The sequence below is a fragment of the Giesbergeria sp. genome (assembly GCF_028686475.1).
GTDB lineage: Bacteria > Pseudomonadota > Gammaproteobacteria > Burkholderiales > Burkholderiaceae_C > Simplicispira.
In genome coordinates, this window is the sequence record NZ_JAQUCA010000023.1 from 1 (window position 1) to 24,167 (window position 24,167).

At 58.5% G+C, this 24,167-nt stretch carries 24 protein-coding genes, 1 other RNA gene and 1 pseudogene; 19 read left to right on the forward strand and 7 right to left on the reverse strand.

All coding sequences use genetic code 11. The features are described 5' to 3' along the window. Positions 1-279 precede the first annotated feature (279 nt). Positions 280-561, reverse strand: coding sequence for a hypothetical protein (locus PHX60_RS13055; RefSeq protein ID WP_300078490.1), 282 nt, complete (start codon positions 559-561; stop codon positions 280-282). Here PHX60_RS13055 and PHX60_RS13060 point away from each other — a divergent pair. Both PHX60_RS13060 and PHX60_RS13065 read left to right on the forward strand, forming a co-directional pair. Continuing rightward, on the forward strand, positions 560-1,681 hold the full coding sequence (locus tag PHX60_RS13060) for a 3-deoxy-7-phosphoheptulonate synthase (RefSeq protein ID WP_300078492.1): 1,122 nt from the start codon (positions 560-562) through the stop codon (positions 1,679-1,681). The two genes, PHX60_RS13055 and PHX60_RS13060, sit on opposite strands and share 2 nt — an antisense overlap. A 108-nt stretch (positions 1,682-1,789) precedes the next feature. Beyond that, a complete protein-coding gene (locus tag PHX60_RS13065) occupies positions 1,790-2,101 on the forward strand; it encodes a hypothetical protein (RefSeq protein ID WP_300078495.1) in 312 nt (103 codons plus the stop codon). Positions 2,102-2,108: 7 nt separating this feature from the next. On the opposite strand, the gene mpl is transcribed toward PHX60_RS13065, so the two are convergent. Continuing rightward, complete coding sequence (gene mpl, locus PHX60_RS13070) at positions 2,109-3,527, reverse strand: UDP-N-acetylmuramate:L-alanyl-gamma-D-glutamyl-meso-diaminopimelate ligase (RefSeq protein ID WP_300078497.1); 1,419 nt, start codon at positions 3,525-3,527, stop codon at positions 2,109-2,111. 52 nt (positions 3,528-3,579) lie between these two features. On the opposite strand from mpl, the gene PHX60_RS13075 reads away from it, so the two are divergent. The 6 genes from PHX60_RS13075 (at position 3,580) to PHX60_RS13100 (ending at position 9,286) form a co-directional block, all read left to right on the forward strand. After that, on the forward strand, positions 3,580-4,197 hold the full coding sequence (locus tag PHX60_RS13075) for a hypothetical protein (RefSeq protein WP_300078593.1): 618 nt from the start codon (positions 3,580-3,582) through the stop codon (positions 4,195-4,197). Next, the gene (locus tag PHX60_RS13080; RefSeq protein WP_300078499.1) at positions 4,194-4,811 is read left to right on the forward strand and encodes a TlpA disulfide reductase family protein; all 618 of its coding nucleotides are present in this window, start codon (positions 4,194-4,196) and stop codon (positions 4,809-4,811) included. The genes PHX60_RS13075 and PHX60_RS13080 overlap by 4 nt, the downstream gene beginning before the upstream one ends. A 124-nt stretch (positions 4,812-4,935) precedes the next feature. Next, complete coding sequence (accB, locus tag PHX60_RS13085) at positions 4,936-5,382, forward strand: acetyl-CoA carboxylase biotin carboxyl carrier protein (protein ID WP_300078501.1); 447 nt, start codon at positions 4,936-4,938, stop codon at positions 5,380-5,382. A gap of 48 nt (positions 5,383-5,430) precedes the next feature. Further along, positions 5,431-6,786 carry an acetyl-CoA carboxylase biotin carboxylase subunit gene (gene accC / locus PHX60_RS13090; RefSeq protein ID WP_300078504.1) on the forward strand — a complete coding sequence of 452 codons (1,356 nt, stop codon included), beginning with the start codon at positions 5,431-5,433 and terminating at the stop codon, positions 6,784-6,786. Between the two features lie 86 nt (positions 6,787-6,872). Beyond that, on the forward strand, positions 6,873-7,757 hold the full coding sequence (prmA, locus tag PHX60_RS13095) for a 50S ribosomal protein L11 methyltransferase (RefSeq protein ID WP_300078508.1): 885 nt from the start codon (positions 6,873-6,875) through the stop codon (positions 7,755-7,757). 35 nt (positions 7,758-7,792) lie between these two features. Continuing rightward, positions 7,793-9,286, forward strand: a complete 1,494-nt coding sequence (locus tag PHX60_RS13100) for a zinc-ribbon and DUF3426 domain-containing protein (RefSeq protein WP_300078510.1) — start codon at positions 7,793-7,795, stop codon at positions 9,284-9,286. A gap of 113 nt (positions 9,287-9,399) precedes the next feature. On the opposite strand, the gene PHX60_RS13105 is transcribed toward PHX60_RS13100, so the two are convergent. Together PHX60_RS13105 and PHX60_RS13110 are read right to left on the reverse strand one after the other, a co-directional pair. Beyond that, a complete protein-coding gene (locus PHX60_RS13105; RefSeq protein ID WP_300078513.1) occupies positions 9,400-10,092 on the reverse strand; it encodes a phosphatase PAP2 family protein in 693 nt (230 codons plus the stop codon). Positions 10,093-10,178: 86 nt separating this feature from the next. Continuing rightward, positions 10,179-11,438 (reverse strand): HD domain-containing phosphohydrolase, encoded by a 1,260-nt coding sequence (locus tag PHX60_RS13110; protein WP_300078516.1) that lies wholly within the window; start codon positions 11,436-11,438, stop codon positions 10,179-10,181. 76 nt (positions 11,439-11,514) lie between these two features. Between PHX60_RS13110 and rnpB the strand changes: the two genes are divergently transcribed. The 4 genes from rnpB (at position 11,515) to miaB (ending at position 15,196) form a co-directional block, all read left to right on the forward strand. Then, positions 11,515-11,854, forward strand: an RNA gene (gene rnpB / locus PHX60_RS13115) — RNase P RNA component class A. Positions 11,855-12,103: 249 nt separating this feature from the next. Then, positions 12,104-13,375 carry a transposase gene (locus tag PHX60_RS13120; protein WP_300078519.1) on the forward strand — a complete coding sequence of 424 codons (1,272 nt, stop codon included), beginning with the start codon at positions 12,104-12,106 and terminating at the stop codon, positions 13,373-13,375. 101 nt (positions 13,376-13,476) lie between these two features. Further along, complete coding sequence (locus PHX60_RS13125) at positions 13,477-13,800, forward strand: hypothetical protein (protein WP_300078522.1); 324 nt, start codon at positions 13,477-13,479, stop codon at positions 13,798-13,800. Positions 13,801-13,867: 67 nt separating this feature from the next. After that, entirely contained in the window at positions 13,868-15,196 is a 1,329-nt protein-coding gene (gene miaB / locus PHX60_RS13130) for a tRNA (N6-isopentenyl adenosine(37)-C2)-methylthiotransferase MiaB (protein WP_300078524.1), read from the forward strand. A gap of 25 nt (positions 15,197-15,221) precedes the next feature. Here the strand turns inward: miaB and PHX60_RS13135 are convergent, their stop codons facing one another. From PHX60_RS13135 to PHX60_RS13145, 3 genes are all read right to left on the reverse strand, one after another. Further along, entirely contained in the window at positions 15,222-15,923 is a 702-nt protein-coding gene (locus PHX60_RS13135; protein ID WP_300078526.1) for a DUF3800 domain-containing protein, read from the reverse strand. Positions 15,924-16,142: 219 nt separating this feature from the next. Beyond that, positions 16,143-17,177 carry a phenylacetic acid degradation operon negative regulatory protein PaaX gene (gene paaX / locus PHX60_RS13140; protein ID WP_300078529.1) on the reverse strand — a complete coding sequence of 345 codons (1,035 nt, stop codon included), beginning with the start codon at positions 17,175-17,177 and terminating at the stop codon, positions 16,143-16,145. A 212-nt stretch (positions 17,178-17,389) separates the two neighbouring features. After that, a complete protein-coding gene (locus tag PHX60_RS13145) occupies positions 17,390-17,521 on the reverse strand; it encodes a hypothetical protein (RefSeq protein ID WP_300078531.1) in 132 nt (43 codons plus the stop codon). 72 nt (positions 17,522-17,593) lie between these two features. On the opposite strand from PHX60_RS13145, the gene PHX60_RS13150 reads away from it, so the two are divergent. The 7 genes and pseudogenes from PHX60_RS13150 (at position 17,594) to paaG (ending at position 24,165) form a co-directional block, all read left to right on the forward strand. Further along, positions 17,594-18,469, forward strand: a complete 876-nt coding sequence (locus PHX60_RS13150; RefSeq protein ID WP_300078532.1) for a branched-chain amino acid ABC transporter permease — start codon at positions 17,594-17,596, stop codon at positions 18,467-18,469. Between the two features lie 2 nt (positions 18,470-18,471). Continuing rightward, positions 18,472-19,404 carry a branched-chain amino acid ABC transporter permease gene (locus PHX60_RS13155; protein WP_300078534.1) on the forward strand — a complete coding sequence of 311 codons (933 nt, stop codon included), beginning with the start codon at positions 18,472-18,474 and terminating at the stop codon, positions 19,402-19,404. 2 nt (positions 19,405-19,406) lie between these two features. Further along, positions 19,407-20,168: an ABC transporter ATP-binding protein gene (locus PHX60_RS13160; RefSeq protein ID WP_300078536.1), complete on the forward strand. Its 762-nt coding sequence runs from the start codon at positions 19,407-19,409 to the stop codon at positions 20,166-20,168. A gap of 16 nt (positions 20,169-20,184) precedes the next feature. Next, a pseudogene (locus PHX60_RS13165) lies at positions 20,185-20,580 on the forward strand (hemerythrin domain-containing protein); the annotation flags it as partial. A 192-nt stretch (positions 20,581-20,772) separates the two neighbouring features. Next, positions 20,773-21,498 (forward strand): ABC transporter ATP-binding protein, encoded by a 726-nt coding sequence (locus PHX60_RS13170; protein ID WP_366144389.1) that lies wholly within the window; start codon positions 20,773-20,775, stop codon positions 21,496-21,498. Between the two features lie 186 nt (positions 21,499-21,684). Further along, positions 21,685-23,352, forward strand: coding sequence for a phenylacetic acid degradation protein PaaN (paaN, locus tag PHX60_RS13175; RefSeq protein WP_300078538.1), 1,668 nt, complete (start codon positions 21,685-21,687; stop codon positions 23,350-23,352). Between the two features lie 12 nt (positions 23,353-23,364). Continuing rightward, on the forward strand, positions 23,365-24,165 hold the full coding sequence (gene paaG, locus PHX60_RS13180; RefSeq protein ID WP_300078540.1) for a 2-(1,2-epoxy-1,2-dihydrophenyl)acetyl-CoA isomerase PaaG: 801 nt from the start codon (positions 23,365-23,367) through the stop codon (positions 24,163-24,165). Positions 24,166-24,167 lie beyond the last annotated feature (2 nt).

The following is a 24,167-nucleotide window of genomic DNA, read 5'->3' on the forward strand; positions in this document are numbered from 1 at the left end:
AGCCTGTGGAGAGGAAGGCACTGGCTTGGGTCGTAAGACCCGAGTGAAACCAGCCTCTGTGAAGCAGGAAGCAATCGGTAGATTTAATCAGAAATGATTAGATTTGCGTAGGTATTGCAGAACGGTAATCGTTGAGGTTTCTCATGCTTCAAGCTCCACTGACCAAGGCCAAAAATTTCTTCAGATAAATCGGCTTTACTGGGCGATGCGCTGGCACTGGCAAAGTTTTGCCGTCCGCGCGGACGAACACGCAGTGGCTGGAGCCTTCGTGCCGCCAAATCAGTCAACGTAAATTTGGCATCCGTCGCTGAAGGACTGAAACCCAAAGAACAGCGCCTTATGGTGCATAAACGCCCCCAGTTCCCCAGACTGTGCTACATTGTTTGCCCATGTCGATAGCACGCGCTTTTTATTTTTGGTCTTATTTCTCTGTCCTGGGCGGATGAGAGAGCTAAGCGCGCAAGCACCTAGACCCTGTTCACACACCGCCGCCGCTGCAAAGCCCGGCGGTTTTTTGCTTTCAAAACCTTCACTTTGACTTACCCAAAGGACGAAAAACATGAGCCCCCAAACTACCCCTGCTACTGAACCTTGGTACCAACATGTCGAGAAAACCAGCCAAACCGACGACGAACGCATCAAGGACATCACCGTGCTACCCCCTCCCGAACACCTGATTCGCTTTTTCCCTATCCGGGGTACCAGTGTAGAAACGCTGGTAACGCAAACGCGCCAAAGCATCCACAACATCATGGCAGGCACCGATGACCGCCTGCTGGTCATTATTGGCCCTTGCTCCATCCACGACCCCGCTGCCGCGTTGGACTACGCTCGCCGCCTGCAAGCCGTGCGCGAGCAATACAAAGACACGCTAGAAATTGTGATGCGTGTCTATTTTGAAAAGCCCCGTACCACCGTGGGCTGGAAAGGACTCATCAACGACCCCTACTTGGACGACAGCTACCGCATTGACGAAGGTCTGCGTATGGCGCGCCAGTTGCTGATTGACATCAACCGCTTGGGCGTGCCCGCAGGTAGCGAGTTTCTGGACGTGATTTCGCCCCAATACATTGGCGATTTGATCAGCTGGGGCGCGATTGGCGCACGCACCACCGAAAGCCAAGTGCATCGCGAGTTGGCCTCGGGCTTATCGGCCCCGATTGGTTTCAAAAACGGCACCGACGGCAACATCCGTATTGCCACCGATGCCATCCAGTCGGCCAGCCGTAGCCACCATTTCTTGTCGGTACACAAAAACGGCCAAGTGGCGATTGTCGATACCGCTGGCAATCCCGACTGCCATGTCATTTTGCGTGGCGGTAAGGCCCCCAATTACGATGCCGCCAGCGTGGCCGCCGCCTGCAAAGACCTAGAAGCCGCCAAACTGCCCGCTACGTTGATGGTCGATTGCAGCCATGCCAACAGCAGCAAGCAGCACGAAAAGCAACGCGACGTGGCCCGCGATATTGCCGCGCAAATTGCGGGCGGTTCGCGCAGTGTGTTTGGCGTGATGATTGAGAGCCACATCAACCCCGGCGCGCAAAAGTTCACCCCCGGCAAAGACGACCCCTGCACCTTAGAGTACGGCAAGAGCATCACCGATGCCTGCTTGGGTTGGGATGATTCGGTGCAATCTTTGGCCGATTTGGCCGCTGCCGTGCAGGCGCGTCGTACCCGCTGATAGATGGGTTCAAGGGGTGTAAGCTGGTGTAAGCTAGAGGTGGCGCAAGCAGCGCCATCGGGCAGCGGAGACACTGCCCTTTCTCCTCTTGATTAGAAAGACAAATTCATGCACAGAGAAGTTACCGTCACCCTAGCGCAAAACCTAGAGTTTCGCTTCGACTTAGAACATGCCGAGCCGATGGCCAACGAAGAAGCCCGCCGCTGGCTGGATGACGAGTTCATTCGCCTAGAGTGTGAGCCGCTGCGCGCCAGCGGCAAAGTGTTGCTGGCCGACAAGGTCCTGACGGTGGCCACAGCAGCCGGTGCGCCGCTGCTGTCGGATGCCGTGTGGTTTGCCCAGTTTGCCCGCGCCACCTATGCTGTGTTGGTCAAGCCCATCATCCATGTGGATGTGCCGGCCATGACCATCAGCTACTAAAAAAGCGCTATTCAGCACCGTCTGCCAAGGCTTGCAGCAGCAGGCTGTGGATGCCGCCAAAAGCGCCATTGCTCATGCACAGAATGTAATCACCCGGCTGTGCTGCTTGGGTGATTTGCGCCACCAGTGTGGCAATATCGGGCGCGGTGTGTGCTTGTGCCCCTAAAGGGGCCAGCGCGGCAGCGGCATCCCAGTCTAGCCCGGCCGTGTGGCAAAACACTTGATTAGCGTTGGCAAGCGCCCAAGGCAATTGGGCCTTCATGGTGCCCAGTTTCATGGTGTTGCTGCGTGGCTCAAAGGCCACCAAAATGCGTGCCTGTGGGCCGACGCGCTGGCGCAGGCCGTCTAGCGTGGTTCGCATGGCGGTAGGGTGGTGGGCAAAATCATCGTAAACGGTGATGCCGCGCACCACGCCGCGCTGCTCCATGCGTCGGCGTACATTCTGAAAACTGCCCAAGGCTGCTGCCGCAGTCGCTGGAGTCACGCCCACATGCGCTGCTGCTGCAATGGCGGCCAAGGCATTGAGTTGGTTGTGTACCCCATCTAAGGCCCACTCGACCCGTGCCACCTGCTGGCCGCGCTGTAATACATCAAAGGCATGGGGTGGGCCTTCGGCCGTGAAATCACTCACCGCTGCGCCAAAACTGCTGGTGCTGCTCCAGCAGCCGGTATGCAGCACCCGGGCCAAGCTTTCTTCCAACCCATTGAATACCACTTGCCCAGAGGGTGGCACGGTACGCACCAGATGATGAAATTGGCGCTCAATGGCGGCCAAATCATCAAAAATGTCGGCATGGTCGAACTCTAGGTTGTTCAAAATGGCCGTGCGTGGCCGATAGTGAACAAACTTGCTGCGCTTGTCAAAAAAAGCGGTATCGTATTCATCCGCCTCTATCACAAACAAGGGTGCGCTGCCCAGGGGGCCAGGGCCGGGTTCGGGCCGGGTAGCTGCACCCAAACGGGCCGAAACGCCAAAATTGAGCGGCACCCCACCCACCAAAAACCCCGGTTGCAGACCGGCACATTCCAGCACCCATGCCAGCATGGAGGTGGTGGTGGTTTTGCCGTGCGTGCCCGCCACGGCCAGCACATGGCGGCCTTGCAAGACGTTTTCGGCCAACCACTGTGGTCCACTGGTGTAGGGCAGTCCGGCATCCAAAATGGCTTCCATCAGTGGGAACTTAGGGCTGCCATCGGCCAGCCGGGCGCGGCTGACCACATTGCCCACCACAAAGATGTCGGGTTTTAAGGCCAATTGCTCGCTGCCAAAGCCTTCCATCAACTCAATGCCCAAGGCGCGCAATTGCTCGCTCATGGGGGGATAAACGCCAGCATCGCAGCCGGTAACGCGGTGTCCGGCCTCGCGGGCCAATGCGGCTACGCCGCCCATAAAAGTGCCGCAAATGCCTAGGATGTGTATGTGCATGGGCGCAGATTCTACGGTTGCAGGCCACAATGCCGCTTGGAAGCCATACACCATGCAAAACACCCACCTTGCCACTGAAATTGCCCAAGCTGCCGCCCGTCTGGTGGTGGATGAGGGGCTGGACTACGGTCCAGCAAAGCGCCGCGCTGTACGTGATTTGGGCCTGCCAGCACGCACCGCCCTGCCCGATAACGACCTGCTAGAAGCTGCGGTGGCCGAGCATATCGCCCTGTTTTGCGCCGATACCCAACCACAAGAGTTGCGCGCCTTGCGCGAATTGGCCCTGCTGTGGATGGAGCGCTTGGCCGAGTTTCGCCCGCACTTGGCCGGGGCGGTGTGGCACGGCACAGCCACCCGCTTGTCGGATATTTACCTGTCTTTGTTTTGCGACGATTCCAAATCGGCTGAAATTTTGCTGATTAACCGGGGCGTGGATTACGATGCCCAGATGGTCAACGGCTTGCATGGCGAGCCGGTAGAGGCCCTGACCATCGGCCACCCGCTGCCCGAGTTGGAAATCGTGGTGGGGGTGCATCTGCTAATTTACGATTTAGATGATTTACGCGGTGCCTTGCGCCCTGACAGCCAAGGGCGCACACCACGCGGCCACACCGAGGCGCTGCGCCAGTTGCTGGCCAGCAGTGGTACAGCTACCAGCACAGCGCCATGAACCTGCCCACCACGGCCACCACGGCCACCACGGCCACCACGGCCACCACGGCCACCACGGCCAACGTCCCCGCTCCCAGCCCGTCGCGCCGCCTGCTGTTGGCTGGTGCTACTGCCAGCGTAGCCATCGCCGCTGGCGCTGGCTGGAGCTGGTGGCAAAGCCAGCGCCCCGCCACCGTGCCCGGCACGCCCGATGGCGTACCAGATTTTTGGGATAAAACTTTTGCCAGTTCTGCTGATGGTCAAACCGTGGCACTGCGCCAGTTTCAGCACCAACCGCTGCTGCTGAACTTTTGGGCTACTTGGTGTCCGCCTTGTGTGGCCGAAATGCCGCTATTGAATGCTTTTTTTCAGCAACAACGCGCCAAAGGCTGGCAAGTGCTGGGTATCGCCATCGACAAACCAGCGCCAGTGCGCCAATTCTTAGCCCGCCAGCCGGTGGATTTTCCGGTAGCACTGGCCAGCACAGAAGGTAGCAACTTGGCGCGCACGCTGGGCAATTTGGGCGGCGGCTTGCCCTTTACGCTGCTGCTCGATGCCCAAGGCCAAGTGCGACAACGTAAAATCGGCCAAGTGACGGCGCAGTTGCTACAAAGCTGGAGCAGCCTGCGCTAACACCTGACACTGGGGCACCTTAGAAGATGGCCTCTATTTACCTCAGATATACCAAAAAGACCGCAGTAGCGTGAAATTAGGGTAAATTCGCGCCCTGTTCAGTTTTTAGCTCTTGGAGCCTTGCATGGATTTGCGTAAACTCAAAACCCTGATTGACCTCGTTTCCGAGTCAAATGTGTCGGAACTGGAAATCACCGAGGCCGAAGGCAAAGTCCGCATCGTCAAAGGTGGCGGTGCGGTGATGCAGCAGTTTGTCGCCGCGCCCATGCAGGCGGCCACTGCTGCCCCGGTGTCGCCTGCTGCCGTGGCCGAATTGCCCGCCCCCACCGAGCCAACCGGCCACATCGTTAAATCACCGATGGTGGGCACGTTTTACCGCTCCTCCAGCCCCGGTGCCAAGCCCTTTGTCGAGTTGGGCAGCCAAGTCAAAGAGGGCGATACCGTCTGCATCATCGAGGCCATGAAAATTCTCAATGAGATTGAGGCCGATAAATCTGGCACCGTGACGCGCATTTTGGGTGAAAACGGCCAGGCGGTAGAGTACGGCCAGCCCCTGTTCGTCATTGAATAAAGCACTGCGATGCTCTCCGCTTTCGAGTCATCCGCTCCCAGAACACCCATGTTCAAAAAAATTCTAATCGCCAACCGTGGCGAAATCGCCCTGCGTATCCAGCGTGCTTGCCAAGAGCTGGGGGTCAAGGCGGTGATGGTCTATTCTGAAGCCGACCGCGATGCCAAATATGTCAAACTGGCCGAAGAGGCGGTTTGCATTGGTCCCGCCCCCTCGCCGCTCAGTTACTTGAATATGCCGGCCATTATTTCGGCGGCTGAAGTGACCGATGCCGAGGCGATTCACCCCGGTTATGGCTTTTTGTCCGAAAACGCTGATTTTGCCGAGCGGGTAGAAAAAAGCGGCTTCCAGTTCATTGGCCCCACGCCCGAGAATATCCGCACGATGGGCGATAAGGTCTCGGCCAAGCAGGCCATGATTCGTGCTGGCGTGCCCTGCGTGCCCGGCTCCGAGGGCGAGTTGCCCGACGATCCAGTGCAAATCAAGCGCATTGCCAAGGCCATTGGTTACCCGGTGATTATCAAAGCCGCTGGCGGTGGTGGTGGGCGCGGAATGCGCGTGGTACACACCGAGGCCGCACTGGTGAATGCCGTGCAGATGACCAAGGCCGAAGCCGGAGCTGCCTTTGGCAATCCGGCGGTGTATATGGAAAAATTTCTGCAAAACCCGCGCCATATTGAAATCCAAGTCATGGCCGACAAGCACCGCAACGCCGTTTATCTGGGCGAACGCGATTGCTCCATGCAGCGGCGCCACCAAAAGGTGATTGAGGAAGCCCCTGCGCCGGATATTTCGCGCCGCCTGATTGACCGCATTGGCGACCGCTGCGTCGCTGCTTGCAAAAAAATTGGTTACCGGGGTGCCGGTACCTTTGAGTTTTTGTACGAAGATGGCGAGTTCTACTTTATCGAGATGAACACGCGCGTGCAGGTAGAGCATCCCGTCACCGAGATGATTACCGGCGTGGACATTGTGCGTACCCAAATCATGGTAGCGGCGGGTGAGAAATTACCCTTCACCCAACGCCAAATCAACGCCCAATTGCGCGGCCACGCCATCGAGTGCCGCATCAACGCCGAAGATGCGTACAAATTCACGCCGTCGCCGGGACGCATCACCACTTGGCACGCGCCGGGTGGGCCGGGGGTGCGGGTGGACTCGCACGTCTATACCAACTACTATGTGCCGCCTAATTACGACTCGATGATTGGCAAAATCATTGTGCATGGCGACACGCGCGAGCAAGCCTTGGCGCGGATGCGTACCGCACTGGCCGAGACGGTGATTGAAGGCATTAACACCAACATCGCCTTGCACCGCGAGTTGATGGTCGATGCCAAGTTCATGGCCGGTGGTACCAACATCCACTACCTCGAAGAATGGCTCTCGCAGCGCCAGCGTTGAGCCTCTTGCCCTGATAGGGGCCTGCGCCAAGCACCGGGCGCGGGCCTGTTTTTTTTTGATTGCTGTGCCAAAGGCCCCCACCAGCCATGTATGAATTGAGTCTGATGAGCCCGCAAGACCGGGTCGAATCTTTGAGCGATGCGCTGGACGCACTCGATGCCCTGAGCGTCTCGGTAGAAGATGCCGATGCCCAAACCGATGCCGAGCAAGCCCTGTTTGGCGAACCCGGTATGCCACCGCCCCAAGACGGCTGGCAGCGTAGCCGCATTGTCGCCCTGTTTGCCAGCCAAGCCTTGGCCGAAGAGGCGCGCGATTTACTGCAAGCGCAAGAATTTTTTGACGGTTGTAGCGTGCTGGGTATCAGCCCCTTAGAAGACCAAGACTGGGTGCGCCTGACGCAAGCGCAATTTACCCCGGTGGACATCACCCCCGATTTTTGGATTGTGCCCACTTGGCACGAACCACCAGCCCAAGCCACGCGCACCATCCGCCTAGACCCCGGTTTGGCCTTTGGTACTGGCACGCACCCCACCACCCGTATGTGCCTGCGCTGGATTGCACGCCAGCCCGAAGGCAGTTTGGGCCGGGTGCTGGACTACGGTTGTGGTTCGGGCATTTTAGCGATTGGCGCGGCCAAGTTTGGTGCCCAAGACATTGACGCGGTGGACATTGACCTAGCGGCCGTAGAGTCCAGCCAGCAAAACGCCCATGCCAATGGCGTACAGATGCGTTCGGGCCTACCAGAATTGGCCCAAGGAAGCTACCAAACCGTGCTGGCCAACATTTTGGCCACGCCCCTGCGCGTGCTGGCCCCGCTGTTGTGCGCCCACGTGGCCGCTGGTGGCCATCTGGTGCTGGCTGGCATTTTAGAGCGCCAAGCCGACGAGCTGAAACAAGCCTATGCCCCCTATCTGCCGCTGCAAGTGGCCGATACCCAAGAGGGTTGGATTTTAATGACCGCACAACGCTAAAAGCGCCAGCACCGCCCGCCTACTCGCCACCGCCGATGAGCCAAATCACCCGTTGCCCATCTTGCACCACCTCGTTCAAGGTGGTTCCGGATCAACTTCGCATTTCCGAGGGCTGGGTGCGCTGCGGCCATTGTCAGCATGTATTTGATGCCACACTGCATCTGCAATCTGTACCGGCATCATCTGGTGCCAGCGCGGCCCCCAATATATCTGGCACTGCCATAGAAGAGGCAGCAGCACCAGCAGCAGCGGCTGTAAGCCCAGCGTCTTCTGCTGCTGCCAGTGCGGATCCTTGGGAAATACCACTGCCGCCGCCCCCAGCGCCCTCGACACCAGAAGATACGGCCACCGCTGCCTCCGAGGCACTCGATTTTGCGGCCCCTGAATTAGCGCTGGAACTAGACTTACCAGCAGCAGCCCGCCCCACGCCTGTGGCCATCCCTGCCAACTTGGCCGTGCCAGCAGCGCCGCCAGCCAGCCCCGATAGCGCGGCCAGCGTAGAACTCGATTGGCCCGAGCAAGCAGTGCCTGCGCCGATGGTGGCAGCCCCGGCAGTGGTAGCGCCACCCCCCCCTCCCCCGGCAGCACCAGCGATACCGGCGGCACCGGCACCGATTCCGGCCTCTAGCATCCCCACGGATATTGATTGGCCCGAACCCGCCTTAGAGCCAGAACCCGACCCAGCGGCCAGCACCGCACTGGCCAATGGCAGTGCCAGCGATGCCCCCGCAGAGCCGGTGATGCCCGAGTTAGACTTAACCCCCAGTTTGGCCCCTTTGCCCCAGCAGCCGCTGGCGGCCACGAGCAGCGATGAGCGCATTGAACCCAGTTGGTCTTCCGCTCCCCCTGCGGCCAGCCCCCCCCCGATAGCTGCCCTTGCTCCCTTCGATGAGGAGGATGCGCCCGTCCGCGCGCCGCTACCGCCCGCCGCCGCAATTCCAGCCGCAGCCGCCGCAGCAGCAGCCGACACCAGCGCCGATGCCTCCACCAGCGCTGCGCGCAAGCACCCCCATGAGCCGTCTTTTGTGCGCGCTGCACGGCGCCAAGCGCTGTGGCGTCAACCAGCGGTACGCCTAGGCTTGGCTTTGTTGGCTTTGTTGTTGTTACTGGCGCTCATCGGGCAAATTTTGCTGCACGACCGACACCGCCTAGCGGCCGCGCATCCCTCTTGGCGGCCCATGCTAGAGCTGCTGTGCGCCCCCTTGGATTGCAAGGTGCAGCTACACCGGCAAATTGGCGCGGTGGTGGTAGAAAGCTCCTCCTTCAATCGGGTGGATGGCGGTGTTTATCATTTTGCCGTCACGCTCAAAAATCGCTCGGACTTGGTGCTAGAAATGCCCGCCGTTGAGCTGACCCTGACCGATGCCAACGAACAGCCAGTGTTGCGGCGCGTATTCACCCCGCAGCAGCTAGGCGCAGGCCACACGCTGGCCGCCCATGCCGAATCCAGCTCTACCGTGCTGGTGCGTATTGCAGCCACCGGCAATGCACCGATGGCAGGTTATCGGGTGCTGGCGTTTTACCCTTGAGGGGGCTGTCCACACCAGCGTGGACCAGCGTGGCCGAGGACAAGATGGTAGCAGGCACGGCGATAGCTGGGGCCGCTTGCCAAGGTTGGCACAGCTCTCCAGATGGCCACAACTTACCGGGGCCAGCGCTGTGCCAGTGTATCGAACAGCCAAGCCACACACCAACACAGCCAGCCTGTCCAAAGGGTGTGGCTCATAAAGTGGGCACCGCGCGCTTGTTGCGCGAACCCCAGCACCAGCCCGGCCACCAAGCTGGCCACCAGCCAGTAGCGCGCTGCCTGAGGCTGGTGCGGGCGCAGGGCAAAAAAGCCGCCCAAAAAGGCAAACCCAGCACTGGCATGGCCTGCTGGAAAGCAACGTCCGACACCACCGTCCGCCGTGCCCCAAGCCCAGTGCGAGACATAGCGCGCCACGCCGCCAAACTCTTGCAAGTCCCACGGGCAGCTGGTGCTGCTGCTGTACTTGAACAGGTTAATTAGCAGCAAAGAGCATAAAACACTCAGCACCAGTTGTACCCGTTGCTGGCTGTGCAAGCGGCGCAAGACCCCAAAGGGCCACCAGATACCCACCGTCAACACCAGCAGCAGCAGCCAAGCGAAGCGGCGTGCGCCCTCGTGCATGATGTGGAGCAAAAACCAATGTTCGCGCAAGGCAAACCCATGCTGGCTGCCAAACGCATGTGCCAGCCAACGGTCTTGGCCAGAGGCATCCCACAGCACCAAGCCGAGCAGGGTGCCCAAAGTCAACAGGAGCAATGAACGGGTGTCAGAGCGTGGCGGCGCGTAGGCCAAGGCAGAAGTGTGCATGGCCTTGCACGATAAATGCTGCCACTTAACCGGGTCTTAACCAGCGACGGGACAGGTTTAGCCATCTGCAACCGCCTTTAGACCCTTTAGACCAAAATATCGAAATGCCGCTGCACCATGTCGGTCATCAGCTTGCGTGTGGCCGGTTCGTCTAGCCCTTGCAGCTGTTGGTGCAGTTGTGGTGCCAATGGGGTAAAGGTGTCCAGCACCAGCGGGTCAAAATGGCTGCCCCGGCCTTGCTGCAAAATCGCCATGACCTGCTCAAACGGTAAAGGCTCTTTGTAAGGGCGGCGCGAACTGAGGGCATCAAACACATCGGCCACCGCAAAAATGCGCGCTGACAGCGGAATGTTCTGCCCAGACAGCCCACGCGGATAGCCCGAGCCGTCCCATTTTTCGTGGTGGCTGCCCACCACAGCGCGTGCGCCATCGAGCCAGCCCGCCCCGGTGACAATGTCCTCCCCCAAGGCCACATGGGTACGCATAATCTCCATCTCGGCCTCGTCTAAGCGCCCCGGTTTGAGCAAGATGGCATCTGGGATGCCAATTTTGCCCGCGTCGTGCAAAAAGCTGCCCGCAATCAATGCTTGCATGGCCGCACCTTGCAAGCCTAGCACCTCGGCGGTGCGAGCCGCCAGCCAAGCGACACGGTAGTTGTGTGCGCCGGTGTCGGAGTCGCGTTTGGCAATCGCCCGGCCCAGCGCTTCCATCATGGCAATGTGCGAATCCAGCACCTGTTGTGCTTTGTCTTCGTTCTCTTTGGCCAGATGCACCACCACTGGATAAATTACCGCACCACACACCAAAGAGGCCAAGCACACCATCAAACTGACGATAAAGGCATCGGACAAAATTTGCTCGCGCTGCCATTCGGGGATGGTGCGTACCCCCTCAAAATAGCCAGTAATGGGGCCAGCGTCGGTTTCGCGCAGCGGCACAAACACGCGCATCACCCATTGGCCATTGGGCAGCGGCAGGCTTTCGTAAGAGGGCTGGGTGTAGCGTGGGGTGCCGTGGCGTGGCAGTTGAGACTCTACCAAATGCCCAGCTGGTGTGACCGACTCGGCCAGTTTGCGGCCATCGGGGCCATAAATTTCGGTAATTTCAAACAAGCCACCTGTGAGCAGTTGTGCTGCTTGTTGCGCTTGGGTTGCTGCTTGCGGCCCATCTAGGCGCACACTGCGGTGCGCGCTCAAGACGCGGCGCGATTCTTCTTGCGCGAAGGCCACCACCTCCTGCTCGGCGTTTTCACGCGAGACCAGCCAGGCCAGTGGACTGGCGCAGGCGGCCATCAAAAGCGTAACAGCGGCAATGCGCCCGGCGGTTTTGCGTTGGAATGTCTGCATGGGTTTCACCTTGGGGGAAGGGTATCACTATGCACCGCTGCGCTGAAGCCCATCTGAATGCCATAATCGCCCCTGTGAAGCACGCCAGACCGCCGCTGGTGCAATTTGGGAAACCAAGCACTGGAGGAACGTCCGGACTGCACAGGACAGCGTAGCAGCTAACGGCTGCCCACCGTAAGGTGAGGATTAGAGCAACAGAGACGAGTTCGGCGGGCGTACCGCAAGGTAAACCAGCCGAGGTGAAACGGGCAATCTCTACGCGCAGCAATACCAAGTAGGCCAGCGTTGATGTGGTTCCGCAGAGCTGGCGGGTAGGTAGCACCGAGCCGGGTGGGTAACCCCCGGCCCAGAGTAATGGCGGTCACATTGCGGCCTGCCGCAATGCACAGAATCCGGCTTACCGGCGTGCTTCACACTTTTTCCTTCAGCCACCGAATAGCGCGAGGGGCTCCATCCATTTGGGTTGGCCGCTTGCGGCCTAGAGGCAAAGCCGCCCCCATTGGCTGGAGGGGTAAGCGCGCCGCCAGCCGCAGGCTGGCTTCAGTCGTCCGGCCTGTCCTGCTGCTGGTGCCAGTCTTGAGTGCATTGAAGAACTCAGCCAGTGCCGCCGTAGGCGGCAACTGTGTAGCTTGCTTAATTGCATGATGAAGGTATAGTAACCAATTATGAGCGAAGCCCGCAACCTGCGCAAAACAACCTATCGGCTGTACCCAACGCCGAAGCAGGCCGTTGCGCTCGATGCCCTGCTGCGCTCACACCAGCAGCTTTACAACGCGGCCTTGGAGGAACGCATCAGCGCTTGGAGCAAGGCGGGCAAATCAATTTCTTATGCCGACCAGTGCAAGGGCCTGACGCTGCTGCGCCACGACCTGCCCGAGTGGGCTGATGCAGCTAACTGTTCTAGCCAGCAGATGACGCTGCGCCGCTTGGACAAAGCATTTGCTGCGTTCTTCAGGCGCATCAAGGCGGGCCAAACACCGGGCTTTCCGCGCTTCAAGTCGCTGGGGCGTTTTCCCGGCTTCAGCTTCAAAAGTCATGGTGATGGTTGGCGCTTCACACCCGAAGAAGGCTGGAGGCATGGCAGCCTGCGCCTATCGGGCGTGGGGCAAATCCGTGCCCGTGGTCAAGCCCGTCAGGGCGGCGATATTCGTGCCAGTGACATCCTGCACCGCGATGGCCGCTGGTATTTGTCACTGACCGTGGCCGTGGCCAGCCCAGAACGCACCCGGCAAGCCGATGGCGCACTGGCCTATGACTGGGGCGTGGAGAGATTCCTGTCGGGCGTAACGCACAGCGGCGAGCTGGAGAACATTGACAACCCGCGCTGGTGGCAACAGGAAAAGGAGCAGGCCATCCGGTTGCAGCAAGCTGTCTCAAGCAAGAGCAACAAGCGCTCTAACCGTAGAAAGAAGGCCGTGCGCCGCTTGGCCGCTGCTCGGGCCAAGGTAGCGCGCAAGCGGTTGGACTGGGCACACCAGCAAACGGCAGCGCTGGCAAACAAGTATGCCTTGGTAGCAACGGAAGAACTCACGCTCAAGAACATGACCCGCAGTGCTGCTGGCACTGTGGAAGAACCGGGCAAGCAGGTAGCGCAAAAGGCGGGCCTGAACCGGGAAATACTGGACACCGCTCCGGGGCTGTTCACTTCACTATTTCGCTACAAAGTGCTGGAAACTGGTGGCGAATGGGTGGATGCTCCAACCCGCAAGCTTAAACCCAGCCAGCGCTGCCCCCAGTGCTGGCATGTGGCCAAAAAGCAGCTCTCACAGCGAATGCACTGCTGCGAACAATGCGGGCACCAAGAGAACAGAGATACGGCTTCAGCGCGTGTAGTGTTGCGCTGGGCTTTGGAATCCATATCCGGTCAGGAACTGGCCGAGACGGGAGTTTATGGCTCCCGTGAAACTCCATCCTTTGCAACGCATAGGGTGGAGTAGTTCATTGGATATACACCATGCACCGCTGCCCCCCTTGCCTTGGGCCTTCCTGGTACGAACGGCCCCGTTCTCGCTTTGCCCGCTGGCTGCTGGCTTTGTCTATGGCCACCGCTGCTGCGTTTATCGTTGGCTTGCTCGCCCCAGCGCAGGCACAAATGCAGCCCAGTGTGGGTGCGGGCCGCAATTTTCCCCAAGCCGCTGTGCGTGGCAGTTTGGTGATTACCGGGCAAAACATGGCCGAAATCAACGGCAAGGAGATACGCATGGCCCCCGGAATGCGCCTGTTGAATGCAGAAAATGCCTTGGTGATGTTGCACACCGTTATCGGGCAAAAATTGACGGTCAATTATGTGATTGAACCCAGCACCGGCCTGTTATGGACGGCTTGGGTGCTGAGTCCCGCCGAGGCCGCCCAGAAACGCTAAGGCGCATAGTAGCGCCCGTATTTTTTCCGTTTGAAAGCCGTAGCGCCGCTAGGGCACGATGTTCCCCATGTCTAAAAAAGTCTTTATCAAAACCTTTGGCTGCCAGATGAACGAGTACGACTCGGACAAAATGGCCGATGTGCTGGGTGCGGCCCAAGGCTACGAAGCCACCGACAACCCCGAAGAAGCCGACCTGATTTTGTTCAACACCTGCTCGGTGCGCGAAAAAGCGCAAGAAAAAGTGTTCAGCGATTTGGGGCGCGTCAGGCACTTGAAGGAAAAAGGCGTGCTGATTGGCGTGGGCGGCTGTGTCGCCAGCCAAGAGGGCGAAGAAATCATCAAGCGCGCGCCCTATGTCGATGTGGTGTTTGGCCCACAAACCCTGCACCGCCTGCCCGAGTTGCTTTTGGCCCGTGCCGCCAAAGCCAAGCCGCAGGTAGATATTAGCTTTCCAGAGATTGAAAAGTTTGACCACCTACCCCCAGCGCGGGTAGAGGGGGCGAGCGCTTTTGTCTCGATTATGGAAGGCTGCTCCAAGTATTGCAGCTACTGCGTTGTGCCCTATACGCGGGGCGAAGAAGTGAGCCGCCCGCTGGACGATGTATTGCTAGAAATAGCCGGTTTGGCCGACCAAGGCGTGAAAGAAATCACCCTGTTGGGCCAGAACGTGAACGCTTACCGGGGTGCAATGGGCGACACCGCCGAGGTAGCCGACTTTGCCTTGCTGCTGGAATACGTGGCCGAAATTCCGGGCATGGAGCGCATCCGCTACACCACCAGCCACCCCAATGAGTTCACGCCGCGCCTGATTGAAGCCTACGCCAACATCCCGCAATTGGTCAGCCACCTGCATTTGCCAGTGCAGCACGGCAGCGACCGGATTTTGATGGCCATGAAGCGCGGTTACACCGCAATGGAATACAAAAGCACCGTGCGTAAGCTGCGTGCTATCCGCCCCGACATGGCCATGAGCAGCGACTTTATCGTTGGTTTTCCGGGCGAGACCGAAGATGACTTCCAAAAGATGATGAAGCTGATTGACGATGTGCGATTTGACAACAGTTTTAGCTTTATCTTCAGCCCACGCCCCGGCACGCCAGCGGCCAGCCTGCCCGACGACACGCCACACGATGTCAAACTGCGCCGCTTGCAACAACTGCAAGCGGTGATTAACCAAAACATCAAAGACATCAGCAATGAGCGCGTGGGCACGGTGCAGCGCTTGCTGGTAGAAGGCGTAAGCAAGCGCGATGCCACTGAACTGATGGGCCGCACCGAATGCAACCGGGTAGTCAACTTTCCGGGCCATGCGCGCCTGATGGGGCACATGGTGGACGTGCGTATCACCGAGGCCAAAACCTACACCCTGCGCGGTGAGGTGCTGCTGCACGACTAAAAGAGTAGATGTCGAGTCTAAAAGACTACACGCGAATGTACAGACCGTGTTCAACGCCTCCTTCAGCATCAAAACAATGTTTCACTACATCGTAGAAGCTGTTGTCGTTGTGTTCATAAAACCGAAATAGAGCGAACGCCACCAAGTCGGCTAACTGGATGAGTCTTGAAGCCTTGGAGTCAAGAAAAACGGGTACTTCTGCGTAATTTTTTGTACGACCCCAGCTATGTCCTTCGTACTTGAATTCGCGTGCAAGGGTTTGAATCCGATTCTCGGTGGAAGACTTGTCCAGCAAGATCAAGCCACGTTGGGCATCGTTGTGCTTGTTAAAGAGCCGTTTCAGGAATAAGTCGTAGCGACTTGTGAGCTGCTCAAATGCCAACTCAACTGGATCCTGACCTGCAACAGCAGCTTTTTTGATTACCGCTCCAAACAAGCGCACGTTTCTTGACGAGCGATCTGCCACACCCACTTGCAGCGCATCTTTGATGGCTTGAAATCTATCGTCTTTTGAATGGCGACGCCAAGCGCCATTACCGCTACGCATAGGTGAGCCATGTAATTCCACCGAATGGGGGTCTGTGGGCGCGAATCGTTGTGCTATGGCATTGAGCTGCTGTTCGACCCAATGAGCTTCTCGTTCAAACACGGAAACGCCAGCTAGGACAAAATACTGTTGACTTGGATCGCTTGCAGAGCCGGACTCATCTAGGTAAAGCAGATGCACGCTTCTCTCCAAAAATGAAACAGGCCGCTTGAGGCGGCCTGCAAAAATGGGTAAGCCAGGTGAGGTAAATCCTCAAAACACTAAAAAGGTAAGCGTCATCCCGACTCGACTACAACTCTATCACAGAAAAAGATGTGCCGTAAACCCTTCCGAGGCCAAAACCTACACCCTGCGCGGTGAGGTGCTGCTGCACGAGCGCGCCTAACCCCGCGCTGGCCCTTAGGCGGGCTGCTCTAGCCCGTCTTCAATCTGAAAGCGCCGCAACAGCAACCGTGAAGCTGGTGGCATGTCGCCGTTGGCCAGTTGCAGGCACTGGTCTAGGTGGCGCTCGGATGGAGCCAGCAAGCGGCGGTAGATTTCTTTGCACAGCAGGCGGGCTTGGCTGCCCGGCCAGTGGGCGGGTAGCAGCACGTCCGGCAGCTCGGGGTCACGCAATAAAAAACGCCGAAAATCGTGGATGAGCAGGATGCGCGCCAAACAGGCCAACTCCTCATTGACATGGTCGCTCGGGTCTTGGCGTAGGGCATCCAAAATGGGTTGGTAGCGCGCTACAAAGCCATCGTAAGCGCTGGCCAGTCCATCCAGATTCCAAGCCCGTTGCACCAAGCTGGCATCGTCGGCGCTGGGGCTAAGTTTGGGGTTCAGGGCGACCAGTGGCAGCAAGTGTGGCAGGACATCGGCCATGCCATCGGCGGCCAAAGCGTCCAAGGCGACATCCAACTCGGCACTGGGGTGGACAAAGCAGCCCGCGCCGGTATCGCCAAAACCTTGCCAATACAGCGCTTGGCGCAGGCGTTCGCGCTGGCGTGGTTCCAATTCACCCACCACCATGATGAGGCGCCAACGCCTATCCCATAAGGGCGGTTCGGCGGCGTAAATTTGGCGCGAGGCTTCTTCAAACCGGCGCTGGCCAGAGGGAGTGAGCCTGTAATCGGTGCGGCGGCCCACGGCTTCGGTTTGCAGCCATTCATCTTTTACCAGCCGAAACACCGTGGTGCGTACCAAGCGCTCGTTGATGTCCAGCGGTTGCAACAGCTTAATCAGGCTGCCCAGCCAAACCCGGCCACCACGCGGCAGGATGGCATCACCAAAAATCGAGGTGATGAGGGAGCTGGCTTGGACGCGGCTTTTCTGGCGAAAGTTCTCTAAAAGGGCCTCAATGGCTGCTTGTGATGCGGTGTGTTCTTGCATAGGTGCCTGATGGTAGCGCTGCGCCAGCGGTGCTGGGGGCGTGGCATGGAGTCTTTCGTGCAAAGTGATACATACAGAAGTGTTTTGTCTCGGTCTGTGTAAGCCTCTAGGCGCTAAATTGTTTACCATTTTTTAAAAAATTTGGCTTGTCTTCTGGGCAACAGAATAGCGCCGTATGGGGAAAATTTGGCCAATTTCTGCGCTAAATCAAACCATTTTGGGGCTTCGGAGCAATTTTTGCGAACTTTTTTCTAGGGATTACCCTTGTTTTTGCCCTAAAACGAGATACAAAAACCAGAAAAAATTGCAATTTGGGTATCATGACGGTCGCGCACAACGATGCTGCGCCAGACACTTTTTTCCGCCCCCTGCCGGGCAGCGCCAATGCCTGCCTTTTCAGAATCCATTACGGAGACACCACCTATGCTGTTGCCGCTACACGGTCGCCACGCCTGCGCGATGCCTGGGAGAGATGACTGATGCTCGCCGAATTTTTACAATTTTTGTTCTCGGGTATCACCGTCGGAGCCACCTACGCCTTGGCGGCGTTGGGCTTTACGCTGATTTACAACGCCAGCAATGTGATTAACTTTGCCCAAGGCGAGTTCATCATGCTGGGTGGCATGTTGGCGGTGTTGTTTGCCCAAGCGGGCCTGCCGATGCCGGTGGTGCTGTTGCTGGCGATTGCCATTCCGGCAGTGGTGGGCGTGGTGATGGAAAAGGTGGCGATTGAGCCTATCAAGGGTGCCGAGACGGTCTCGCTCATCATCGTCACGATTGGTGCTTCGTTGGTGATTCGCGGCCTGATTCAAGTCTGGTTGGGCAAGGGCACGCACAGCTTGCCCGCCTTCTCGGGCGATGAGCCACTGCAAATTTTGGGTGCTACGCTGCTGCCACAAAGTCTGTGGGTGCTGGGTGTCACGGCGGTGGTGGTGGTGTGCCTGTGGTACTTCTTTAACCGCACCCTGACCGGCAAGGCCATGCTGGCCACTTCGTTCAACCGCACGGCTGCCGAGTTGGTCGGTATCAACACCAATTGGGTGCTGTTCATGAGCTTTGCGATGGCCGCTGGTTTGGGCGCGTTGGGCGGCATTCTCATCACCCCCATCACCATGACCTCCTATGACGTGGGCATCATGCTCGGCCTCAAGGGCTTTGTGGCCGTGGTGGTCGGTGGCTTGGGCAATGGCTTGGGCGCGGTGGTCGGTGGCTTGTTGGTGGGCGTACTGGAGGCGATGGGCGCGGGCTATATCTCCTCGGCCTACAAAGATGCGATGCCGTTTGTGCTGATTTTGTTGGTGCTGTTCTTCATGCCGCGCGGTTTGTTCGGTGGCAAATCGACCGATCGGGTGTAAGTATGCAAAAAAGTTCTGCTATCGGTCTGGGCCTGTTGGTGGCCGTGTTGCTGGTGCTGCCGTGGGTGGTGCCCAACAGTTATTACATGGATTTGGTGATTCGCATTGGCATTAACGCCATCATCGTGATTGGCCTGAACCTGCTGATTGGCTTTGCTGGCCAAATCAGTATGGGCCATGCCGGATTTTTGGGCATTGGCGCTTACGCCTCGGCGGTGTTGCCTACGCATTTTGCTTGGCACCCCTTGCTGGCGATGGCTGCCGGTGCGGCCTTCACCGCCTTGATTGCTGGTTTGGTGGCCCGGCCCATTTTCAAGCTCAAGGGCAACTATTTGGCGATGGCCACCTTGGGGTTGGGCATCATCATCAACATTGTGCTACGCAATGAAGCCCAATGGACGGGCGGCCCCGATGGCATGGCCGTGCCTGCGATGTCGGTGTTTGGTTTTGAACTCAGCAGCGATAAACATTGGTACTGGGTGGTGGCGGCCATGTTGGCCTTCAGTGTTTGGGCTTCGCTCAATATGATTGATTCACCGTTTGGCCGCGCGCTGCGTGCGCTGCATGGCTCTGAAGTGGCCTCGCAGGTGGTGGGCGTGAACATTGTGCGCTACAAAGTGACGATTTTTGTCATGTCGGCCGCCTTTGCCAGCATCATGGGCAGCATCACCGCGCATTACATGGCTTTTGTGACACCCAATTTTGCTGATTTTTTCCATTCGGTCGAGTTGGTGACGATGGTGGTGGTGGGCGGTATGGCCTCGGTGTTTGGCTCCATCATTGGGGCGGTGCTGCTCACGGCCTTGCCCCAAGCTTTGGCTACCTTTGAGGGCTGGGAAACCGTGGTTTTTGGCGCCGTGCTGATGCTGTGCATGATTTTCCTGCCCAAGGGCCTGGTGCCCACGCTGGCGGCTAAATTTGGCAAGGGAGACTGAACATGGCCCTGCTAGAAGTCAAAGACCTGTCTATCCACTTTGGTGGTGTCAAGGCGGTGCAAAACGTCTCGTTCAATATTGATGCGGGCATTGTGTATGCGGTGATTGGCCCCAACGGTGCGGGCAAGACCACGCTGTTCAACCTGATTACCGGGGTTTATAAACCCACCACGGGTGAGATTCGTTTGGATGGCGAGCCTATCCACGGCAAATCGCCCAACGAGTTGGCCGAACGCGGTGTGGCGCGCACCTTCCAAAACCTGCAAATCTGCATGAACATGAGCGCCATCGAGAACGTGATGGTGGGCGCACATTTGCGCCTAGACCGCAACTTGTTCAAAGCGGCACTGCGCTGGCCCAGCCTACGCAAGCGCGACCGCGAATTGCGCGAAGAGGCCGCCGAGCTGATGCGCTTTGTTGGCCTAGAAAGCTACATCAACGCCCGCGCCGACACCATGTCTTACGGCGTACTCAAGCGCTTAGAAATTGCCCGTGCGCTGGCCATGAAGCCACGCATGATTTTTTTGGATGAGCCAGCTGCTGGCCTGAACCCGAAAGAAACCATCGAAGTGGACCAGCTGGTGCGTAAGGTGGCCGACTCGGGCATCACTGTGGTGCTGGTAGAGCATGACATGAAGATGGTGATGAACCTGTCTGACCGCATTTTGGTGTTGGATTACGGCAAAAAATTGGCCGAAGGCACTGGCGCAGAGGTGCGTAAGAACCCCGATGTGATTGCTGCCTACCTCGGTGGCCACGGCTAAAACGAAAGCAGGAAAAATGGAAACACTGCGTATCATTACCGAAGAGCATCGGAGCTTCTGGCGCATGGCGATTGCGCTAGAGCAGGTGGCCGATGATTTGGATGCGGGCAAGCCGGTGGACCCGGCCTTCTTTCAGGCCGCGTTTGAATACATCGAAAAGTTTGCCGACCACGCGCACCACCGCAAAGAAGACGATTGCCTGTTCCCGCTGATGCGCCAGCGCTCCGCCGATGCGGTGCCCTTGGTCGAGGCGCTGGAAGAAGACCACCGCCAAGCCATCGTCCACTTGGAAGCGATGCGCCAAGCCTTCGCCCAAGTGAAAGCTGGCCAGCCACCGGGCGCTTTGGTGCAATCCTTGCGCGACTATTGCAAGCGGCTGAAAAACCACATCCACACCGAAGAATCCAAGGCGCTGCCCTTGGCACGCAAAATTCTGACGGCAGAAGATTGGCAGAAGATTGATGCCCGCTTCCAAGAAAACAACGACCCGCTGTTTGGCCCCGAGGCCCAAGCCGAGTTCCAAGAGCTGTACCACCGCGTGGTCAGTTTGGCCCCTGAGTCGATAGGCTTGGGCGCGCACAGCGGCGGCGTATTAAAAACCCCCATGCCCGCCAGCGGCGGCGATGTGCTGCTCAAAGTCACAGGCTTAGAGAGCAGCTATGGCCGTATCAAGGCGCTCAAGGGGCTGAATTTAGAAATCCACCGGGGCGAAACCGTCGCGCTGGTGGGGGCCAACGGTGCGGGCAAAACCACTTTCCTGCGTACCTTGTCGGGCGTACAACCAATGGGCGCGGGGCAAATTTGGTTTGATGGCGAAGACATCTCCAAAGTGCGCGCTGACCAGCGGATGCGCCGGGGTATTTGCCAAAGCCCAGAAGGGCGCCAAGTGTTTGGCCCACTGGCGATTGAGGACAACCTGCTGCTGGGTGCTTACACCCAGCCCAAGCAGCAAGTACCCGAAGACTTGGAAAAAGTCTATGCCATGTTTCCGATTTTGAAAGAAAAGCGCAAGCTGCCCGCTGGCACTTTGTCGGGCGGGCAGCAGCAAATGCTGGCGATTGGCCGCGCCCTGATGGGCCGCCCCAAGCTGCTGCTGCTGGATGAGCCGTCGATGGGTTTGGCCCCGCTGCTGGTGCAAGAAGTGTTCAACGTGGTCAAGGCGCTCAAGGCGCAGGGCATGACCATCATCTTGGCCGAACAAAACGCTTTTGCCGCACTGGCGCTGGCCGACCGGGGCTATGTGCTAGAGACGGGCGAAATCACCCTGACCGGCACCGGCCAAGACCTCATCCATAACGAGCAGGTGCGCGCTGCCTACCTGGGTATGTGACATAAAAATTTATTTTTTGCCCTAGATGTTTATCGTATTAAGGTTTTCCCTCTAAGCAAAATCTTTTTTTAAGTGATACACTTTTTTCTGTTGCCGTGAAAACTGTGTGTTGCTTGTCGTCGAGCAAAGCAGCGCTGGCTTCGCTGTTTTGCCTGCAAGTTTCAGCCGTATCTCTTTGGAAAAAGCATGTCCCATCCTTTGTTTGAACAACACCGCGCCACCCTCGATGGTGCTTTGCAAGCCATTGCCACCCGTGGCTACTGGTCGCCCTACACTGAGATGCCCAGCCCCAAAGCCTATGGCGAGACGGCTGCTGAAGAGGGCAAGCGTGCTTACGAAGCCCATTTGGGCCAAAATTTTGAACTCAACCAACCCGGCCAAGATGGCTGGACGGGCAACGAGGTTTCGCCTTACGCCGGTGCCTTGAACGTGCGCTACCCGCTGTGCGACCACGAAGCCCTGATTGATGCCGGTTTGGCCGCCATGAAAGGCTGGCAAGCCGTGGGCGCCGCAGGCCGCACCAGCATTTGCTTGGAAATTCTGGCGCGTCTGAACCGCCAAAGCTTTGAAATCGGCCACGCCGTGATGATGACCACCGGCCAAGGCTGGATGATGGCCTTCCAAGCCGGTGCCCCCCATGCCCAAGACCGTGGCTTAGAGGCGGTGGCCTACGCTTGGCGCGAACAAAGTTTTGTCCCGGCCGAAGCCACTTGGGAAAAGCCCCAAGGCAAAAATCCCGCCTTGGTGATGAAGAAGCATTTTGAAGTGGTAGGCCGTGGCGTTGGTTTGGTGGTCGGTTGCGGCACCTTCCCCACTTGGAACACCTATCCGGGCGTATTTGCCACGCTGGCCACCGGCAATGCCGTCATCATCAAGCCGCACAGCAATTCCATTTTGCCCGCTGCCATTACCGTGCGTACCATCCGTGCCGTGCTGGCGGAAAACGGCATCGACCCCAACTTGGTCACCTTGTGCGTGACGGACAAGCGCAGCACCACCCAAGCCTTGGCCACACACCCCAGCGTTAAATCGGTGGACTTTACCGGCAGCAATGTGTTTGGTCAGTGGCTGATTGACAACTGCAAGCAAGCCCAAGTCTATGCCGAGCTGGCCGGTGTGAACAACATCGTCATTGACTCGACCAACGCTTACAAAGCCATGTTGGGCAACTTGGCGTTCACGCTGTCGCTGTATTCCGGTCAAATGTGTACCACCTCGCAGGCTATTTTTGTGCCCGCTGGCGGTATCGACACCGACGAAGGCCACAAAACTTACGACGAAGTGTGCGCCGATTTGGGTAAGGCCATTACCCGCTTCCTGTCCAAGCCCGAAGTCGCCTTTGCGGTGCTGGGCGCGATGCAATCTGATGCCACCACCGAGCGCGTGGCCTATGCCAACAGTGGCGAATTGGGCACCGTAGTGCTGGCTTCGCAAAACCTGAGCAACCCCGACTTCCCCGCCGCCCAAGTGCGTACCCCCGTGCTGCTGGCTTGCGATGCGTCGGACGAAGCCGCCTACATGGAAGAGCGCTTTGGCCCCATCAGCTTTGTCGTCAAGGTGGCCGATACCGCCGCCGGTATCGCCCTGTCGGAGCGCGTGGTGCGCGAGCATGGCGCTTTGACGGTGGGTCTGTATTCCACGCGCCAAGAAGTGATTGACGCGATGACCGAAGCCACTTGGCGCGGCAAGGTGGCGCTGTCTATCAACCTGACCAGCGGCGTGTTCGTCAACCAGTCCAGCGCCTTCTCGGATTACCACGGCACCGGCGGCAACCCAGCCGCCAACGCCTCGTATGCGGATTCGGCCTTTGTCGCCAACCGCTTCCGCGTGGTGCAACGCCGTTACCACGTTTAAGGAGTCGCAGCGATGGCTTATCAACATATTCTGTTCGAGGTCAGCGAGAGCGGCATGGCCCGCCTGACGCTGAACCGTCCGGACAAAATGAACAGCTTTAACGCGGCCATGCACGCCGAGTTGCGCGATGCCTTAGACAGTATCCAAACCAACCCCGCCGTGCGCGTGTTGGTACTGACCGGCGCAGGCCGGGGCTTCTGTGCGGGCCAAGACCTGGCCGATGCCGAAGTGCGCTTTGTGCCCGGCGAAACCCCGCCCGATTTGGGCGATGTGGTCGAGCGCCATTACAAGCCACTCATCCTGCGTTTGGCCAACTTGCGCGTGCCGACCGTGGCGGCTGTCAATGGCGTAGCTGCTGGCGCTGGGGCCAGCTTGGCGCTGGCTTGCGATATGGTGATTGCCAGCCAAGTAGCCTCGTTCATGTTGCCGTTTGCCAAGATTGGCCTGATTCCTGATACCGCCTGCTCTTGGTTGGTGCCGCAACGCATTGGTCATGCCCGTGCTTTGGGCTTGGCCATGATGGGGAACAAATTGCCCGCGGCCAAGGCTGCCGAGTGGGGCCTGATTTGGGAAGCCGTGGCTGAGGATGCCTTTGCCGAAAATGTGCAAAAGCTGGCCGAACAACTGGCCGCCATGCCCACCAAGGCCTTGGTGCGTACCCGCCAAGCCATGCAAGCGGCACAAACCAACACGCTAGAGCAACAACTCACGCTCGAAGGCATGTTGATGCGCGAAATGGGCCGCAGCAGCGACTATGTCGAAGGCGTGGCCGCCTTCTTGGAAAAGCGTGCTCCACGCTTTACCGGAGCATGAGC

Excerpts from the sequence above, each read along its gene's own strand:
- mpl (WP_300078497.1), bottom strand. The coding sequence starts at position 3,527 with ATGCACATACACATCCTAGGCATTTGCGGCACTTTTATGGGCGGCGTA.
- PHX60_RS13065 (WP_300078495.1), top strand. The coding sequence starts at position 1,790 with ATGCACAGAGAAGTTACCGTCACCCTAGCGCAAAACCTAGAGTTTCGC.
- PHX60_RS13160 (WP_300078536.1), top strand. The coding sequence starts at position 19,407 with ATGGCCCTGCTAGAAGTCAAAGACCTGTCTATCCACTTTGGTGGTGTC.
- PHX60_RS13100 (WP_300078510.1), top strand. The coding sequence starts at position 7,793 with ATGAGCCAAATCACCCGTTGCCCATCTTGCACCACCTCGTTCAAGGTG.
- PHX60_RS13110 (WP_300078516.1), bottom strand. The coding sequence starts at position 11,438 with ATGCAGACATTCCAACGCAAAACCGCCGGGCGCATTGCCGCTGTTACG.
- PHX60_RS13150 (WP_300078532.1), top strand. The coding sequence starts at position 17,594 with ATGCTCGCCGAATTTTTACAATTTTTGTTCTCGGGTATCACCGTCGGA.
- miaB (WP_300078524.1), top strand. The coding sequence starts at position 13,868 with ATGTCTAAAAAAGTCTTTATCAAAACCTTTGGCTGCCAGATGAACGAG.
- paaG (WP_300078540.1), top strand. The coding sequence starts at position 23,365 with ATGGCTTATCAACATATTCTGTTCGAGGTCAGCGAGAGCGGCATGGCC.
- PHX60_RS13125 (WP_300078522.1), top strand. The coding sequence starts at position 13,477 with ATGGCCACCGCTGCTGCGTTTATCGTTGGCTTGCTCGCCCCAGCGCAG.
- PHX60_RS13105 (WP_300078513.1), bottom strand. The coding sequence starts at position 10,092 with ATGCACACTTCTGCCTTGGCCTACGCGCCGCCACGCTCTGACACCCGT.
- PHX60_RS13170 (WP_366144389.1), top strand. The coding sequence starts at position 20,773 with ATGCCCGCCAGCGGCGGCGATGTGCTGCTCAAAGTCACAGGCTTAGAG.
- PHX60_RS13080 (WP_300078499.1), top strand. The coding sequence starts at position 4,194 with ATGAACCTGCCCACCACGGCCACCACGGCCACCACGGCCACCACGGCC.
- paaN (WP_300078538.1), top strand. The coding sequence starts at position 21,685 with ATGTCCCATCCTTTGTTTGAACAACACCGCGCCACCCTCGATGGTGCT.
- PHX60_RS13120 (WP_300078519.1), top strand. The coding sequence starts at position 12,104 with ATGAGCGAAGCCCGCAACCTGCGCAAAACAACCTATCGGCTGTACCCA.
- PHX60_RS13075 (WP_300078593.1), top strand. The coding sequence starts at position 3,580 with ATGCAAAACACCCACCTTGCCACTGAAATTGCCCAAGCTGCCGCCCGT.
- prmA (WP_300078508.1), top strand. The coding sequence starts at position 6,873 with ATGTATGAATTGAGTCTGATGAGCCCGCAAGACCGGGTCGAATCTTTG.
- PHX60_RS13155 (WP_300078534.1), top strand. The coding sequence starts at position 18,472 with ATGCAAAAAAGTTCTGCTATCGGTCTGGGCCTGTTGGTGGCCGTGTTG.
- PHX60_RS13055 (WP_300078490.1), bottom strand. The coding sequence starts at position 561 with ATGTTTTTCGTCCTTTGGGTAAGTCAAAGTGAAGGTTTTGAAAGCAAA.
- PHX60_RS13145 (WP_300078531.1), bottom strand. The coding sequence starts at position 17,521 with ATGGATTCTGAAAAGGCAGGCATTGGCGCTGCCCGGCAGGGGGCGGAA.
- accC (WP_300078504.1), top strand. The coding sequence starts at position 5,431 with ATGTTCAAAAAAATTCTAATCGCCAACCGTGGCGAAATCGCCCTGCGT.
- PHX60_RS13060 (WP_300078492.1), top strand. The coding sequence starts at position 560 with ATGAGCCCCCAAACTACCCCTGCTACTGAACCTTGGTACCAACATGTC.
- accB (WP_300078501.1), top strand. The coding sequence starts at position 4,936 with ATGGATTTGCGTAAACTCAAAACCCTGATTGACCTCGTTTCCGAGTCA.